Origin of the sequence: Paraburkholderia acidicola, assembly GCF_002362315.1 — a bacterium.
In the GTDB taxonomy this organism is placed as follows: Bacteria; Pseudomonadota; Gammaproteobacteria; order Burkholderiales; family Burkholderiaceae; genus Paraburkholderia; species Paraburkholderia acidicola.
Window position 1 is genome coordinate 1,104,878 of sequence record NZ_MTZV01000002.1, and the last position, 16,873, is coordinate 1,121,750.

The window sequence follows — 16,873 nt, forward strand, 5'->3', positions numbered from 1 at the left end:
ATCTCAAGCGTTGAGGCTGCCGCCAGGCTCAACGCCTCCCGGCAAAGCATGTGACAAAGATTCAGATTCTCATGCGCTTCACACGGCATACTGCCGCGCCCAGTTGACAGGCTCTGCCTCGACCTGCCGGGCTACGGATGCCTCCTGATCAGGATCACGGCGTCCCGCATCGAAATTCACACTTACACGTTGCCCGTCGTGCTGGCCATCCATGCTGTGGGCGGTTAGCACGAGCAGATCATGCGTCGGGCAACTCATTGAATGGTGATTTATGAAAGAAGCTAAACGGGCAGCGACCGGGCTGTGCCTGGTGCTCGCTTTATCTGCGTGTGGCGGAAACGGCAGCGACTCATCCCAAACGACAGTAGGCAGTCCGCCCGACAGGAGCGCGGTTTCGCCGACGCCGCCTGGCGGGCCGGCTTCCTCCGCGGCAAACAACGCACCTTCGGCAACGGCAGACGCCGCCCCGGTGGCTTCATCGGACGCTGATCCGTCGGCCGCTTCGAATGTGCCGCCCGGCCCATCGGAACCCGCGCCAGGTATCACATCTGAAACCGGCCTCGATACGGCGCCCCAGCAAACCGCGGCAGACGAAACGCAGTGCTACACGCTAAAAGACGCTACCCCTCCCGCCAGCAGCATAACGGCCAATGTCACGCTGTTCCCTGCGCGCGGTGCCGCGCAAGTCGTCGATTACCGGGTGTTGGGCGATCCGAAGTCGGCGGGGTTTTGCTACGCGAATTACCGCCGCGCGCTGATCGGGCTTCCCGCTCTAGAGCCTCAAGCCAGACTGGCCGAGGCCGCGCAAAACCACACGGATTACATGCTGCTGCGTCGCACGGCCGGACACAATGAGACGCCTGGTCCGGGCTTCACGGGCGCCACGCCAGATGACCGTATCCAGAAGCTCTACCCGACCAACTTCACGGGCGAAGTACTGGTGCATGTGAGTCAACGGATACCGCGTCTCAACGCACAGCCCCGACTGCCGTCGAACGACATGATGGTCGCCGAACTGATCCACGCACCGTTTCATCGGATGGGTCTATTTGGGAGCTTCAGGTCGGGAGGAACGGGATACGCTCAAGACATCACACAGCCGGTCGAGGGCGGTACGCGTGGGGATTTCTACCAGACGATCAATCTGGCGGATGCCCTCGAAATCGGCAGCGATTCGCAACTCCTCGCATACCCGTACGACGGTCAGGCCGATGTGCCGACTAGCTGGACCAATAACGAGTACCCGAATCCTGCCCCCGGGCATGCGGGTGAGACGTTGGGCTATTCGGTTTCGGTCCAGTCATTCAGCCATGTCCTCCGGCTTGCCGTGACCTCCTTCACGCTGACCGATGCGTCGGGTAAGGACGTGCCGTGCCTGAAGGTCGACAGTAGCAGCGCAGGCTTCGGTAGTGAGTTGCGGGGCAGCGCGATCTGCACGCCAATCAAGCCGCTAGCTGCCAGAACGACGTACGTGGTGAGCCTGAAGGGCACACTGGGCACGAGGCCGGTGAACCTCACGTGGCGCTTTACGACACGGTGACCGGTATGCAGCGCCGGGGCTGGCGGTAGTAATTTGCGGGGCGGGTTTCTGGCCTAGAGCATTCTTCCAGATTCACGCCCTGCCCCGCGGTGCTGTCACGTGTTGCGTGTCGCGTGACCGGCCGGTTAGCCAACCAGCGCGGCGAACCCCGGCACACTATGCGACAGCGCCGCAGCCGCAACGAACACACCGATCATCGCCAGCGCCTCGAAGTACAGCAGATTGACCACTGTGTGCGCATCGACGGTCGATGCGGTACGGCGCAACCGCGGCAGCGCCGAGAAGCGGCTGAACGCGGCGAACAGCAGCGCCAGCGCGACGAGCGCGAGCTTGAGCAGCAGCACGTGACCCCAGGTGCTGGTCCAGATCACCTCGAGTGAACCACCCGAGCCGCGCGCGGTATTGAACGCGCCAGTCGCGAGCACGAATACGAACGCCACCAGCGAGACACTCGACAACTGCACCCCGGTGCGGATCAATACCCCGCGCGCCGTCGACGCTCCAAGCGCCGGCAACACAGCGAGACCGGCCGCGATCACGAGACCACCCCATACGCCGGTCGCGAGGATATGCAGCGTGTGCACACCGATCGCGGCGGAGACGACGCCCTCATCGGCCGCATGTCCAAGCGATGCCTTGCCCGCCGCGACCACGATCACCGCCAGCCAGAGCAACGCGTTGCGCACCGTGCCGTGGTCAGCCAAAGCCGTGAGAAGCAACAGCACCGCACCCGCGAACGCGACACCCCATGCATGCCCGACATGCGTCTGCACGAGCACCGTGGGTATCACACCGAACGCGGCCGGCAACGCGCTACCGCTCATCGACGCAGCCTCGTACCACAGCCAGCCGAGGTCGGCGAGCAGCAGCACGATCGTCGCCGCCCGCATCGAGCGTTGCGCGCGCAACCATGCGGGCCGCGCCGGCGCGACCGCGGTGCGCGCATCTTTCTCGAGCCACGCGCCGAGCAGCGCGGAGCCGAGCGCAAAAGCAAACGCGACATTCATGAGCGCGGCCATGGCGACCTGCCCGATCCACAGTCCGTCCGGCCTCATTTGACGATGAACCCATAGTCGCCCTGGGTGCGGTGACCATCGGTCGCGACCGCATTCCAGTGCACGCTGTAGCGCCCCGGCGCGAGCGACGGCGTCAACGCGACGTGCATCGCCTTGTGATCATCGGCCTCGACCGCGGATGCACCCGCGCTGACGGGCTTGCCCGCCGCGTCGCTCACGACGATCTTGCTGAAGGCCGGTTCGAGCGGCTCGCTGAAGCGCATCGTCACCTGGGCGGGCGCGGCGACTTCCGAGTCAGGCGCGGGCTCGCGCGAAGTCGGCAACGCGTGAGCGAAGGCAGTGGACGCTACGGCAAACGCCGCAACGCCGGTCGCCAGCGCTCGCAGGAACGGGCGGAATGAATCGGAGGTGGTCATTGAGAACAAACGAAGAGACGCATTGAAAGAGGAAACAAAGGATCTCGTAAGCAATCTGGAAATGCCAGATCCACAGGAGTAAGCGAGTAAGGCGAGCAACGCGGGTGTCGGGATACATCTGAGCTGAGGGACGCACCCAGGACCGCCTGCGCCGCGGAACCGGCAGTGTACGCTTCGATGGCGCCGCTGCGCGCCGGTTCAATCGATCTGCCAGCGGGTCTCGGCGTATCCGGGCCATGCCTGTACGAAAACGCTCGATCGCCAGATCCGGAAGCACTAGAGACCGCTCCAGCCACGCCGCGTCAAACTGACGCATGGACGTTTGCGGGCGGATCCGCGTCGGATTGCGCAAATAGTCACCATCACCCATCGATGATAGAATGCTGCGTCGCCGCAGCGCCGGCTACTTTTTCTCACCGAGCCGTTCGAAGTTCGGTCAGGTCCCCGCTCATGATGGAGTTACGCGTGTCTTCAAGACGCATTTTCCGCCCATTGCTCGCCCTTCTGCTGATCGGCTGTGCAGGCGTCTATAGCGCTGCGAATGCGCAGACCCAACCCAAGGCTCCGGACACGATGGAAGCGCGCGTGCAAGCTTGCGCCGCGTGTCACGGCGTGCATGGGCAAGGGACGGACAACGATTACTTCCCGCGGCTTGCGGGCAAACCGGCCGACTATCTGTACAACCAGCTCGTGAACTTCCGCGAAGCTCGCCGCCGGTATCCGCCCATGAATTACCTCGTCACGTATCTCTCGGACGACTACCTGCACGAGATCGCGACGTATTTCTCGCAGCAACGCCCGCCGTATCCGGCACCGGCCACGCCGACCGTGTCGACCTCGACGCTCGCGCGCGGTCGGGAAATCGTGCTGAACGGCGACGCGTCGAAGCAGATTCCCGCTTGCGCGGCCTGTCACGGCAAGGTGCTGACCGGTATGCAACCGGCTATCCCGGGTCTCGTGGGCCTGCACGCCGACTACATCAGCGCGCAGCTCGGCTCGTGGCGCTCGGGTACACGTCATGCCGTCGAACCTGACTGCATGCACACAATCGCCACGCGCCTGACCGACGATGACGTGAATGCCGTCGCCTCGTGGCTGTCCTCGCAGCATGCTCCGCAAAACCCCGTGCCTGCTCCGGCTGGCTCGATGAAGACTCCGCTTGCCTGCGGCAGCGAACCGCAATAAGGCACCGGGAGAGATAACCAAATGAAACGCAAGTCCCTGTTCGCTCTTTCGGCTGTCGTCGTTGTTGCAGCCGCCGCGCTCGTCCCGGTCCTGTGGTCGGGCGGCGATCACCTGCATAACGGCACGGCCGTTGCAGCCACGCCCGCCGACCAGGCCGCGCTGATCAAGCAGGGCGAGTACCTCGCCCGCGCCGGCGACTGTATCGCGTGCCACACGGTACGCGGCGGCAAGGAATTCGCCGGCGGCCTGCCGATGGCGACGCCGTTCGGCACGATGTACACACCGAACATCACGCCTGACGACCAGTTCGGTATCGGCAAGTGGAGCCAGGACGACTTCTACCGCGCACTGCACACGGGCCGGTCGAAGGACGGCAGCCTGCTGTATCCGGGCTTCCCGTTCACGAGCTACACGAAGGTGACGCGCGCCGATTCGGATGCGATCTACGCGTACCTGCGCTCGGTTTCGCCGGTGTCGCTGCCGAGCCGTCCGCATGAACTGCGCTTCCCGTTCAACAATCGCAACCTGCTGATCGGCTGGCGCACGCTGTTCTTCCGCGAAGGCGAGTACAAGGCGGATCCGACCAAGTCGGTCGAGTGGAATCGCGGTGCGTATCTGATCGAAGGTCTCGGTCACTGCAGCATGTGCCACACGTCGATCAACATGATGGGTGGCCCGGTCAGCTCGGCGGCGTTTGCCGGCGGCCTGATTCCGCTGCAGAACTGGTACGCGCCGTCGCTGACGTCGAACAAGGAAGCCGGCCTCGGCGACTGGGACATCAAGGACATCTCCGACCTGCTGAAGACCGGCGTGTCGCAGCGTGGTGCGGTGTTCGGTCCGATGGCGGAAGTCGTGCACAACAGCTTGCAGTATCTGTCGGACGACGATATCAAGGCGATGTCGACGTACCTGAAGACGATTCCGCAGAAGGACGAAGCGCCGGAATCGCTGCAGTTGCAAACGTCGCCGCAGCTCGCCAGCCAGCTCGCGGAACAGGGCAAGAAGATCTACCTCGACAACTGCGCGAAGTGTCACGCGGCGAACGGTCTCGGCATGCCGCCGCACTTCCCGCCGCTCGCGAACAATCCGTCCATTCAGATGCCGTCGGCAGTCAACCCGATCCGCATGGTGCTCAACGGCGGCTATCCGCCGAGCACGTTCGGCAATCCGAAGCCGTACGGCATGCCGCCGTTCGCGCAGTCGCTGTCGAACCAGGAAGTCGCCGCTGTCGTGACGTATATTCGCCAGACGTGGGGCAACCACGGCACGGCCGTGTCGCCGCAACAGGTCAGCGATCTGCGTTCGGCGCCGCTCGACTGATAGCGCCCGATCGCATCGGGGCGCGGCCTGCGAGCATCGCGGCCGCGCCCTTCGTTTTTTGCAGGACCATAGGATGAAACGTGCGCAAGACGGCATGACGATGCGCACAGCAAACCAGTAGAGGAGCGACGCGTGCACGTTGGTGAGCGGTTCAACAGTATTACCCACCTCGTCGGCGCGGTGCTGTCGGTGGCGGGACTGGCGACGCTCGTCACGATGGGCGCGTTGCAGGGCGACGCGTACAAGGTCGTCAGCTTCAGTGTGTACGGGGCGATGTTGCTCGCGCTGTATGCGATCTCGACGCTTTATCACAGCGTTCGCAACCCGCGGGTGAAAGCGGTGTTGCAGAAGTGCGATCATTCGGCGATCTACCTGCTGATCGCCGGCAGCTATACGCCGTTCACGCTCGTCACCTTGCGCGGACCGTGGGGCTGGTCGCTTTTCGGCGTAAGCTGGGGGCTCGCCGTTCTCGGCATCGTGCAGGAACTCACGCTCGGGCGCCGTACCCGTAGCGTCTCGATGGTGCTGTATGTATTGATGGGATGGCTCGCGCTCGTAGCCGTCCGCCCGCTGGTCGAAGCATTACCGGCCGCAGGCACCGCATGGCTCGTCGCCGGCGGTCTCATCTATAGCGCCGGCATTTACTTCTTCATCAACGACGAGCGCATCCGGCATGGGCATGGCATCTGGCACCTGTTCGTGCTGGCCGGCAGCCTGTGTCAATTCGTCACCGTCGCGCGCTATGTCGCGTGATGCCTACCGCGGCGAATGCAACTTAACGCCAGTCGACGTGTCTGCATAGCGCGTCGATGCATCCGGCACGCACACCGCGCGCCGCCCGTTTTCCCTGCGACCGGCCAGCAAGCCGAAGTCCGCGCGCATCTCGAGTCGAGACGCGCCAACCGGCAACATGTGCGCCTGTCGCTCCAATTGCATTGCAAAGAGTATTTATGTCATTTGATTCCCTCGGTTTGTCCGAACCCCTCGTCCGTGCCGTGCACGAACTGGGTTACACGTCCCCTACTCCGATCCAGCTGCAGGCGATCCCCGCGGTCCTGAACGGCGGCGATCTGCTGGCTGGCGCACAGACCGGCACCGGTAAGACCGCCGGCTTCACGCTGCCCATCCTGCAACGCCTGACCGGCATGCCGCCGCACGCCTCGGGCAAGCGCGTCGTGCGCGCCCTGATCCTCACGCCGACGCGCGAACTCGCCGCTCAGGTCGAGGAAAGCGTGCGGGCGTACGGCAAGTATCTGAAGCTGAAGTCAACCGTGATGTTCGGCGGCGTCGGCATTAATCCGCAGATCGATGCGCTGCGCCGCGGCGTCGACATCGTCGTCGCGACGCCCGGGCGTCTGCTCGATCACATGCAGCAGAAGACCATCGATCTGTCGCATCTCGAGATCCTCGTGCTCGACGAAGCCGACCGGATGCTCGATATGGGCTTCATCCACGACATCAAGCGTGTGCTCGCCAAGCTGCCGCCGAAGCGTCAGAACCTGCTGTTCTCCGCGACGTTCTCCGATGAAATCAAGACGCTCGCCGACAACCTGCTCAACTCGCCCGCGCTGATCGAAGTCGCGCGTCGCAACACGACGGCCGAACTCGTCGCGCAGAAGATTCACCCGGTCGATCGCGATCGTAAGCGCGAGATGCTCACGCATCTAATCCGTCAGTACAACTGGTTCCAGGTGCTCGTGTTCACGCGTACCAAGCACGGCGCAAACCGTCTTGCCGAACAGCTCGGCAAGGACGGTATCAGCGCACTCGCGATTCACGGCAACAAGAGCCAGTCGGCACGCACGCGCGCGCTCGCCGAGTTCAAGGACGCTACGTTGCAGGTGCTGGTGGCCACCGACATCGCCGCGCGCGGTATCGATATCGACCAGTTGCCGCACGTGGTCAACTTCGATCTGCCGAACGTGCCCGAAGACTACGTGCACCGTATCGGTCGTACGGGCCGTGCGGGCGCGACGGGCGAAGCGATTTCGCTCGTATGCGTCGACGAGTTGCAACTGCTGAAGGACATCGAAAAGCTGATCAAGCGTACGGTGCCGCAGGAAGTGATTCCGGGCTTCGAACCGGATCCGACCGCGAAGCCCGAACCGATCCTGCGTCGCAGCCAGGGTGCTGGCGGCGGAGGCGGACGTCAGCCGCGTCAGAGTCAGGGTGCGCCGAAGCGCGAAGGTGGATCGGGATCGGCCAAGCCGGCGCCGCGTTCGGGTCAACGGCCTGCTGCTGGTGGCGCACAACAAGCCAGGCCGAAGGCACAAGGCGGTGGTGCGAAGCCCGGTCATGCCGCGAAGGCAGGGACGACGCAAGGCCAGCCTCGCAAGGATGCGCCGCGCAGTCAGGACAAGCCGCGCGCGGCCTCGCACGACACCGGCGGTGCTGCACAGCATGCGCCGCGCAAACCGTCGAACAATGCGGGCGCGCTGCTCAGCGGTAATCGTCCGCGTGGCACTGGCAACACCACCCCGGGTGGTGTGCCGCGCAACGGCGGGCAACGCGGCCGGTAATGGTGCGTTGAAGGCGTTCTAAAGCAGGTTGTGTCGCTTGCTGTTGTACGACCGCGGTGCTGCTAGCAGCAGCTAGCCACCGCGCGTTGCGGCATCGGCGGCACGTTTCAGATCACCGATCTGTTGCTCCCAACGCGCGAGTACCGCGGCGCTATCCGCGCCCAGTTCAAACAAAATCCCACCTGTCAGCCGCGCGTAACCCACGCGCTGCGCTTCGCCTGTCTCGATCGAACCGATGAAGTACGCGAGCGTCGCATCGGCTGCCGCGAGCGGCATCATGCGAAGCTGCACCTGATAAAACGCCTCGTCGAATACAAACGTCAACGCCGCGCGGCCACTTTGCGCGAGTACATTGGCGGCTCGCGATTGCGGCCAGAGCGCGATGCTGAGCCGTTGCGCATCGGGCGCGTATAGCTCGCCCGGTCCGAGCAGCGAGGTGCGAATCGAACCGCTCTCGTTGACGGTCACGAGCGACGCAGTGAAGCCCATCTTCGCGGCCAGCGATGTGCCATCGAACAGCATGCGCAACGGTTGCGGCCATGCATCGAAGGTCTGCTGTTCAAGCATGCGTTCGCGGTTAGAGGACGCGGAGGAAGCGGAAGAATCGGACATCGACAGTTCCTTGGCGACGGTCTGCAACGAGAATGGCCCGCTAAAGCGGGCCATGTAAGTAGCGGCTACCGGTTGCGTGCGGCACCTTCAGCACCGCACGAAAAACCCTGTAAATCAGCGGAAAAACACGTGCTGTGTGATCTTCGCCAGCGGATAGTGCACGCCCGGTTGAATCTTCGCGGGCAGATCGAGCGGCTTCAGCAGCATCTTCACGCACATGTCGGCCGAAAGATTACGCCGCACCAGCGCATTGACACGCGCCGCCTTCTCGCGGTTATAAGCCGAATCGTTCACGCGCTCCGGATAGCGAATCGCGAACACGTGACGCAGCGCGATCTCCGAGTCCTCGTTCTTGATTTCCATCACGCGACGCATCAATGCACCGAGCACCGCAAGCCGGCCGTTACCTTCAATCTTGTTGTACTTCTTGAAATATTTGAAAAAGTGCTTGTAGTGGCGGACTTCGTCGGTCCGGATGTTGTCGGTGATCTCTTTGAGCACCGGCTCATCCGAGCACTCGCCGATCGCACGATACAACGTCGCCGTGCCGGTCTCGACCACGCAGCGTGCGACCAGTTCGAGCGCACGGGTCTTTTCGAAATCTTCCACGGAACAGGTCTTCGAATACTCTTCGAAGAAATTACGAAACGCCGTATCCCAGTCGAATTCTGGCCACACGTAGGCAATGTAAGTTTTCAGCGCCCGGCCGTGTTGAAGCTCTTCTGGTTCCCATTCGTTGTTGAGCCACGCCGAAACTTCCGGGTCGCCGTTAAAAAATGTACTGAGGTTGGCCGTGTAGAGGTCGGAGCCGCTTTCGATGAAGGACGATGCGCACAGCAGCAACAGCAGGTCTTCGTTGGCGACCGCGCGCTGGCGGTCGATGCGGGTCAGGTCGATATCCTCAATACGCCATGGCATTACATGGTTGGGTGTTTGCATTCTCTGGTGCTCCCAAAACTGTACTGACTCGCGGAGCTTGCTCAAACGCCTCGTTTCGCCCGGCGGCCCACCGTGTCAATGACAGCGCTTTGAAATTGGTAACCCGTTTCTATCTTGCATCTTAGCTGGTGTTACGCAAATGTGCAGATATGCCAGCACAGACCGTACCGGCTTTCGACAGTTCCATCCATAGACGATCGAATTCTTTCGAATCAAAACGGCAGGAGTCCGGTGCATAAAAAAACAGGCGGCCCGATGTCGGGCCGCCCGTGGATTCTACCGGCAATCGCGCTGCGAATGTCCGGTACGTAAGGTCTGGCGAGTTACCGATGGCGCCGCATGCGCCACCCGACAATCGCAAGCGATACCCCCGACAGCACCGCTGCCGCCAGCACGTAGTAGCTCGGCGCAAGCTTGTCGCCGGTCAAATGGATGAAAGTCTCTACTATGGTCGGTGCAAAGCCGCCGAAGATCGTGACGCCGATGCTGTAGCCGATCGACAGCCCGGTCGAGCGCACGCGGGTCGGAAAAATCTCAGCGAGCAACGCCGGCATCGGGCCTGAGTAAGCGGCCTTGAAGATGCCGGCCATCGCTTGCAGCAACAATAGCCAGCCGATGGTCGGGTGACGTTGCAGCAGCGCGAACATCGGATAGATCAGCGTGCCCATCAGGACCGATGTCGTCAGCATGATCCTGATCCGGCCGATGCGGTCGGACAGCGCGCCCATTACCGGCGACAGCAGGAACTGCAAGCCGCCGTTCAACACCACGACGCCGAACGAGGCCGCGGCCGCCATATGCAGCTGCTTGACCGCGTACATCGGCATGTAGAGCTGCAGCACGTACACGCCGACTGTCGACTGGGCCACGATGCCGATCGCAAGAATCAGGTTCGCCCACTGGTTGCCGAACGAAACCAGATCTTGCTTGCCGGTGTTCAGTGGCGCTGCGGCCCGCTCGCGCTGCGCCTCGACGAACTCCGGCGTCTCGTCGAGATGCGCGCGGATGTAATACCCCACCGGCCCGATCAGCAGACCGAAGATGAACGGGATGCGCCAGCCCCAGCTGGTAAGCGATTCCGGCGACATCCATACCGTCAGCAGCGAGCCGAAGGCGGCCGCAGTAATCGCCGCGAGACCCTGGCTCGCGAATTGCCAGCTCGCGTAATAGCCTCGCCGGGCCGGGCTATGCTCGACCATGAACGCGGTCGCACTACCGAATTCGCCGCCCACCGCGAAGCCTTGCACGAGTCGCGCGAACAGCACGAGAAGCGGTGCCGCGATGCCGATCGATGCATACGACGGCATGACCGCCATCGCGAACGTGCCCACCATCATCAGCGCAATCGCAAGCGTCAGCGCCGCCTTACGACCCTTTCGGTCGCCATAGATACCGAGCACCACCGCGCCTAACGGACGCATCAGGAACGAGATGCCGAAGGTGGCGATCGCGAGCAATGTAGAGAGCCACTCGTCGTGCAACGGGAAGAACTGCTTCGCAATGATCGCGGCGAAATAGCCGTAAACGAGGAAATCGAACCACTCGAGCGCGTTGCCGACCGACGACGAAAACACAATCCGCCGCACCGTGGCTCGCGATAACGGCGCGGGTAGATGCGGCAAGGAAGGTACGGCAGACACGGCGGGCGTCGCGGATTGCGGCGTCGAAGGGATCATCGGGAGGTCTCCTGCCCGCTCCTGGGCGAGCGGGTCTGTTTATCCGGTGTGGCTATTCCGGCGAACGATGCAAATCGTATATCTGGTTTTCGGGCGGGATCGAACCGTCGCGCGGCGCGCCCCGGGGGAACGGGGACGCACCGCGAAAACCGGCCTAATCGTTCATACCGTTTCAGAAACCGGCGGCCAGTCCGTCGCGGCGGCTATCGCTGGCGGCCACATAGCCGCGTTCCGGCTCGTTGCGGTCGAGCTTCCAGATGTACTGGCCGGAGCCGAAGTCCATATACGGATCGTCGACGGACTTGATCGTGTGGCCGAGACCTTCGAGCGCCTTCGCGGTATCCGCATCGAGCGTCGACTCGACGTCGATCGTAAAGTCGCGGTTGACCTTCCAGCGCGGCGCATCGCAGGCCGCCTGCGGTTGCTGGCCGTAATCGAGCATCCGCACGATCGACTGCAGGTGGCCTTGCGGCTGCATGTCGCCGCCCATCACGCCGAAACTCATCACCGCCTCCTGGCGGCCGTCGACCTGCTGTGTCAGGAACGCCGGAATGATCGTGTGGAACGGCCGCTTGCCGCCTTCGACGACGTTCGGCGACTTCGGATCCATCGAGAAACCGCAGCCGCGGTTCTGCAGCGCGATGCCCGTGTCCGGCACGACGACGCCCGAGCCAAAGCCCATGTAGTTCGACTGGATGAAGCTGACCATCATGCCGTTCTCATCGGCGGCGGACATGTAGATCGTCCCGCCAGCCTTCGGCATGCCGAAATCGAAATGCGTCGCGCGCTTCGGATCGATCAGCTTCGCGCGCGACTTCAGGTACGCGTCGTCGAGCATCTGTTCGGGCGTCACGTCCATCGAGCGCGGGTCGGCGACATACTGGTACACATCGGCAAACGCGAGCTTCATCGCTTCGATCTGCAGATGCTGCGACTCGATCCCGTCGAGGGCCAGTGAGTTCACATCGAACTGCTCGAGAATACCGAGCGCGATCAGCGCCGCGATGCCCTGCCCGTTCGGCGGAATTTCATGAACGGTATAGCCGCGATAATCCTTGCCGATCGGTTCGACCCAGTCGGCGCGATAGCCGCGCAGGTCGCCGGCCGTCATCGCTCCGCCGCCCTCGCGCGAAAACGCAGCGATACGTTCAGCGATCTCGCCTTCGTAGTACGCACGCGGGCCTTGTTCGGCGAGCAGGCGCAGTGTCTTCGCGTGGCCGGGCAAGCGCACCAGTTCGCTGACTTCGGGCGCGCGACCCCGCGGCATGAAGGTCTGCGCAAAACCGGGCTGATCCTTCAGATCGGGGATGGCCGCCGCCCATTTGTAAGCAACGATGCTCGCCACCGCATGACCGCGCTCGGCGATTTCGATGGCCGGCTCCATCAGGTCGGCAAACGGCAGCGAGCCGAATTTCTCGTGCAACGCTTCCCAGCCCGCGATCACACCGGGCACCGTCACCGTGTCCCAGCCGCGCTTCGGCTGCTTCGCGAGGCCGTTCTCCTCGCCATACTTACGCTTGAAGTAATCGACGTTCCACGCCGCCGGCGACACGCCCGATGCATTCAGCCCATGCAGTTTCTTGCCATCCCACACGAGCGCAAACGCATCGCCACCGAGCCCGCACGACACCGGTTCGACGACCGTGATCGCCGCGGCCGCAGCAATGGCCGCATCGACTGCATTGCCGCCCTTCCATAGCATCCGTAGCCCGGCCTGGGCTGCAAGCGGGTGCGAAGTCGAAACGATGTTGCGCGCGAATACAGGCAGACGCGGCGTCGGATACGGGTTTTGCCAGTTGAAGCGGGTCATGTCGAAGGCTCTCGGAAAGCGCGGACCGGCGGTATCGCAAGCCGGAACCGCTGAAGGAATGCAGAAGCGAAGAACGGAAGATTGCAGCGCGAACCGCCGCTAAAAACAAATTCATTTATCAAATGAATAAATGCGCTGGGCATCTGAGTAAGTCGCGCGCGAGGCAAGGGATGTCGCGCAGCCGGGCAGACAACCCGCGGGAAGGTTTTACAATACGCTCACTTTGCGCTCAAACTTCGCGCTCACTTCGCCAACCCTCGCTCGCGTGCGTGGCACGCGCTGCACACCAGAACGCCATGACCCGAGACCCTCGCCTGACCCTCAACGCGCGCCAACAGGAACTGCTCGAGTGGGTGCAACGCGACGGCTTCGTCACCGTGGAAGATCTCGCCGCCCATTTCGACGTGACGCCGCAGACCATCCGGCGCGATGTGAACTGGCTCGCGGACATGAACCTGCTGCGCCGCTATCACGGCGGCGCCAGTCTGCCGACCAGCTCGGAGAACGTCTCGTACACCGCGCGCCAGCGGATGTTCCATGAAGAGAAGCGGCGCATCGCCGCGTTAGTGGCGACTCACATTCCCGATCAGGCATCGCTGTTCATCAATCTCGGCACCACGACCGAAGAAGTCGCGCGCGCGTTGAACCGTCATCGCGGGCTGAGAGTGATCACTAACAACCTGAACGTCGCGAGCATGATGAGCGGCTATCCGGATTGCGAAGTGCTGGTGACGGGCGGGATCGTGCGGCCGTGGGACAAGGGGATCGTCGGCGAGCTGGCAATCGACTTTATCCGCCAGTTCAAGGTCGATTTCGCGATCATCGGCACGTCGAGCATCGAACCCGATGGCACGCTGCGTGACTTCGACACGCGCGAAGTGCGCGTCGCCGAGGCGATCATCGAGCATGCGCGCACCGCCTTTCTCGCCGCCGATCACTCGAAGTTCGGCCGTCCGGCACTGGTCCGGCAAGGCCATCTGAACCAGATCGATGCGCTGTTCACCGACGCTCCCCCGCCCGCCGAGATGGAAGAAACGCTCGCCAGCGCCGGCATTCAGGTCTACGTCGCCACGTAAGGTTCGCTGTGCAGCCATGTTGCAGCGCACGCTAAACTTCGAGTGAAATCAAGGATTTGGCCGCACAGCCCGACCGCCGCTCCAGGCGACAGTTGTCAAATGGAAAATTTTACGGGGCGGGTTTGGCGTTCTCTATTGAGTTGACTAAACTCCAGTTCCCCGACGCATGTCCGCCCGCTGCGTCGGCGGCATACGCTGCCCTCGCGCATGCATCGCCCTGCGGTTCGCGCCAGCCCAAGGCTGGCTGTTCTGGTGATACGGGTGCAGTTCACACGGAGAAAACGATGTTGAGTCCGCATGAATTCGCCACACTGTTGCTAGTGAAAGACGCTCCGAATCAGGTCGAGATGGAGCGTGATGAACTGGATGCCCTGCTCGAACGACAGCTGGTTCAGCTCGAAAAGCTCGCATCCGGCCTGCGCCAATGGAGCCTCACCGAAACCGGCGATACCGCGCTCAGAGCGATCAAACGGCTGTCCTGATTCCCCTCCGGCGCGGCTCGATGCAGCGCCGGCGCCCGGCTCTTCCCAGGCTGCGCCGGTTGCGTTGGGATAGCGCGACGCGCTCAGCCGCTGCGCAAGGTCGGATCGACGGCCGCCCGCCAGCTCAACGCCTTCACCCGCTGATCGAGCAGGAACGCCACCCACTGGTTGCGCGCCTGCGGATCGCTGCTTGCGCCGAGCGTCGCGTAGTGCTGCGCGAGCGTTGCCTGGAACCCGCAGAACCCGTCCTTCGATAACCCGCCATGACGGCTCGCGACGTAAGCGTCGAACACCGTCGAATACACGCCCTGCGCGTCACTGCCGTAATCGACGCTCTGCGGGCCGCACATCTGCTGAAGCGCCGCGAACGACGGCGCGCCCCATGTCCCGCCGAGCTGCGGCGTCCCCACACATCCCGCGACCAGCGCCGCGGCGCCGATCATCCAGATTCCACGCATGATTCACCTCAAGAAAGCTGCTGCCGAGAGTATCGTCCGCGGCAACCGGTTACGCCAGTCACCAGGCTTCCCCGATTCTCCAGATGAACTTTACTTTTTCGAATTTGTTCATTAAAGTTCGAAAACGAACACTATCAGTTCGATAGATTTTCCTTCATGTTTTCTCCATGGATCGGGAGCACAGCCGGTGACGCAAGGTTCTAGATACGACCTGCTCGTCGTGGGCGGCGGAATCAACGGTGCGGGCATTGCCCGCGACGCCGCCGGTCGTGGTTTGTCGGTGTTGCTCTGCGAGCAGCACGACCTCGCGGCGCACACCTCGTCATGCAGCACCAAGCTGATTCACGGCGGTCTGCGCTACCTGGAGTATCGCGAGTTCGGACTGGTGCGCAAGGCGCTGCAGGAGCGCGAAACGCTGCTGCGGGCTGCGCCGCACATCATGTGGCCGTTGCGCTTCGTGATGCCCCACATGCCCGATCTACGCCCCGCCTGGCTGATCCGTGCCGGCCTGTTTCTCTACGATCACCTTGCCCGCCGCGAACTGCTGCCGGGTTCGCGCGGCATCGACATGCGGCGCCACCCGGCAGGCGCCCCGCTCGTCGAATCGATCAAACGCGGCTTCGTGTATTCCGACGGCTGGGTCGATGACGCCCGGCTCGTCGTACTGAATGCGCTCGACGCGCAGGAGCATGGCGCAACCATCCTCACCCGCACGAAGCTGATCGGCGCGGTACGTGCCGGCGGCGAATGGCACGCGCAACTCCAGCAGGAGGACGGTAGCGTGCTCGACGTACGCGCCGGTGCAATCGCCAACGCCGCGGGCCCGTGGGTCGGCGAGTTGCTGCATGGCCCGCTGGGACGCGGCGCGCATCACAGCGTGCGGCTCGTGAAAGGCAGTCATATCGTCGTACCCAAACTGTTCGACCACGACCACGCGTACATCTTCCAGAACCCGGACAAGCGCATCATCTTCGCGATTCCGTACGAACACGACTTCACACTGATCGGCACCACCGACATCGAATACCACGGCGACCCCGCCGAAGTCTCGATCACGCCAGACGAAATCCAGTACCTGTGCGATTCGATCAACCGTTACTTCCGTCGGCAGATCGCGCCGCGCGACGTGAGCTGGACTTACTCCGGCGTGCGCCCGCTGCTCGAAGACGAGAACGCGGATAACCCGTCGGCGGTGACGCGCGACTACCGGCTCGAGCTCGACGCACCGGCCGGTGAGGCGCCGCTGCTATCGGTGTTCGGCGGCAAGATCACGACCTTCCGCAAGCTCGCGGAAGAAGCCGTCGACGAACTCGCCCGCGCGTTGCAGAAGAACGCTCCTGCATGGACCGCCGCCCGCGCGCCGCTGCCCGGCGGCGATATCGCCGGAGCCAATTTCAAGCGCTTTCTCGCGCAGTTCCAGCAGCAATATTCGTGGCTGCCGGCCGCGCTCGCCCACCGCTATGCACGCGCCTACGGCACGCGCGCACCGAAGGTGATCGGCACTGCACGTTCGCTCGACGATCTCGGCCAGACATTCACCCCGGGCCTCTACGAAGCCGAGCTGCGTTATCTGCGCGACGTCGAGTGGGCACGCAGCTCAAAAGACGTGCTGTGGCGCCGTTCGAAGCTCGGCCTCCATGTCGAGCCGGGCACGCTCGAGCGCGTGGCCGGCGAAATCGACGCGTGGTTCGCACGCGAACCGGCCAGCCAGCACGCATAACCACACCCGCGACGGGCTGCGCGGCTAGCGCCGCGTGGTTGCCGCGTCTGCGAAATCCTTAACAAGCATCACGGCAGTTGCATCACTAGAACAACAAGCCGTTC

General features: G+C 63.2%; 15 protein-coding genes. 8 read left to right on the top strand and 7 right to left on the bottom strand.

Annotated elements, in window-relative coordinates; all coding sequences use genetic code 11:
- Positions 1 to 469: 469 nt before the first annotated feature.
- Entirely contained in the window at positions 470 to 1,540 is a 1,071-nt protein-coding gene (locus BWP39_RS07030; RefSeq protein WP_096718114.1) for a CAP domain-containing protein, read from the top strand.
- A 125-nt stretch (positions 1,541 to 1,665) separates the two neighbouring features.
- Here the strand turns inward: BWP39_RS07030 and BWP39_RS07035 are convergent, their stop codons facing one another.
- Both BWP39_RS07035 and copC read right to left on the bottom strand, forming a co-directional pair.
- Complete coding sequence (locus tag BWP39_RS07035) at positions 1,666 to 2,595, bottom strand: CopD family protein (RefSeq protein WP_096718116.1); 930 nt, start codon at positions 2,593 to 2,595, stop codon at positions 1,666 to 1,668.
- On the bottom strand, positions 2,592 to 2,972 hold the full coding sequence (gene copC, locus BWP39_RS07040) for a copper homeostasis periplasmic binding protein CopC (protein WP_096718118.1): 381 nt from the start codon (positions 2,970 to 2,972) through the stop codon (positions 2,592 to 2,594). Before copC ends, BWP39_RS07035 begins: the two co-directional genes overlap by 4 nt.
- 453 nt (positions 2,973 to 3,425) lie before the next feature.
- Here copC and BWP39_RS07045 point away from each other — a divergent pair, with 453 nt between their 5' ends.
- From BWP39_RS07045 to BWP39_RS07065, 4 genes are all read left to right on the top strand, one after another.
- The gene (locus BWP39_RS07045; protein WP_096718639.1) at positions 3,426 to 4,157 is read left to right on the top strand and encodes a c-type cytochrome; all 732 of its coding nucleotides are present in this window, start codon (positions 3,426 to 3,428) and stop codon (positions 4,155 to 4,157) included.
- 21 nt (positions 4,158 to 4,178) lie between these two features.
- Positions 4,179 to 5,477 (top strand): c-type cytochrome, encoded by a 1,299-nt coding sequence (locus tag BWP39_RS07050; protein ID WP_091011073.1) that lies wholly within the window; start codon positions 4,179 to 4,181, stop codon positions 5,475 to 5,477.
- A gap of 132 nt (positions 5,478 to 5,609) precedes the next feature.
- On the top strand, positions 5,610 to 6,230 hold the full coding sequence (trhA, locus tag BWP39_RS07055; protein ID WP_096718120.1) for a PAQR family membrane homeostasis protein TrhA: 621 nt from the start codon (positions 5,610 to 5,612) through the stop codon (positions 6,228 to 6,230).
- 197 nt (positions 6,231 to 6,427) lie between these two features.
- Positions 6,428 to 7,996, top strand: a complete 1,569-nt coding sequence (locus tag BWP39_RS07065) for a DEAD/DEAH box helicase (protein WP_096718124.1) — start codon at positions 6,428 to 6,430, stop codon at positions 7,994 to 7,996.
- A gap of 72 nt (positions 7,997 to 8,068) precedes the next feature.
- On the opposite strand, the gene BWP39_RS07070 is transcribed toward BWP39_RS07065, so the two are convergent.
- From BWP39_RS07070 to BWP39_RS07085, 4 genes are all read right to left on the bottom strand, one after another.
- Positions 8,069 to 8,608, bottom strand: coding sequence for a hypothetical protein (locus BWP39_RS07070; protein WP_096718641.1), 540 nt, complete (start codon positions 8,606 to 8,608; stop codon positions 8,069 to 8,071).
- Between the two features lie 114 nt (positions 8,609 to 8,722).
- Positions 8,723 to 9,526, bottom strand: a complete 804-nt coding sequence (locus tag BWP39_RS07075; protein ID WP_096718126.1) for a ferritin-like domain-containing protein — start codon at positions 9,524 to 9,526, stop codon at positions 8,723 to 8,725.
- A gap of 344 nt (positions 9,527 to 9,870) precedes the next feature.
- Positions 9,871 to 11,223 (bottom strand): MFS transporter, encoded by a 1,353-nt coding sequence (locus tag BWP39_RS07080; RefSeq protein WP_096718128.1) that lies wholly within the window; start codon positions 11,221 to 11,223, stop codon positions 9,871 to 9,873.
- Between the two features lie 172 nt (positions 11,224 to 11,395).
- The gene (locus BWP39_RS07085; RefSeq protein WP_096718130.1) at positions 11,396 to 13,033 is read right to left on the bottom strand and encodes a gamma-glutamyltransferase family protein; all 1,638 of its coding nucleotides are present in this window, start codon (positions 13,031 to 13,033) and stop codon (positions 11,396 to 11,398) included.
- 296 nt (positions 13,034 to 13,329) lie between these two features.
- On the opposite strand from BWP39_RS07085, the gene BWP39_RS07090 reads away from it, so the two are divergent.
- Positions 13,330 to 14,109: a DeoR/GlpR family DNA-binding transcription regulator gene (locus BWP39_RS07090; RefSeq protein WP_096718643.1), complete on the top strand. Its 780-nt coding sequence runs from the start codon at positions 13,330 to 13,332 to the stop codon at positions 14,107 to 14,109.
- A gap of 284 nt (positions 14,110 to 14,393) precedes the next feature.
- Complete coding sequence (locus tag BWP39_RS07095; RefSeq protein WP_091011065.1) at positions 14,394 to 14,591, top strand: hypothetical protein; 198 nt, start codon at positions 14,394 to 14,396, stop codon at positions 14,589 to 14,591.
- A gap of 83 nt (positions 14,592 to 14,674) precedes the next feature.
- Here the strand turns inward: BWP39_RS07095 and BWP39_RS07100 are convergent, their stop codons facing one another.
- Positions 14,675 to 15,049 carry a hypothetical protein gene (locus tag BWP39_RS07100; protein WP_207556629.1) on the bottom strand — a complete coding sequence of 125 codons (375 nt, stop codon included), beginning with the start codon at positions 15,047 to 15,049 and terminating at the stop codon, positions 14,675 to 14,677.
- A gap of 187 nt (positions 15,050 to 15,236) precedes the next feature.
- On the opposite strand from BWP39_RS07100, the gene glpD reads away from it, so the two are divergent.
- On the top strand, positions 15,237 to 16,769 hold the full coding sequence (gene glpD, locus BWP39_RS07105) for a glycerol-3-phosphate dehydrogenase (protein ID WP_096718134.1): 1,533 nt from the start codon (positions 15,237 to 15,239) through the stop codon (positions 16,767 to 16,769).
- Positions 16,770 to 16,873: the final 104 nt, after the last annotated feature.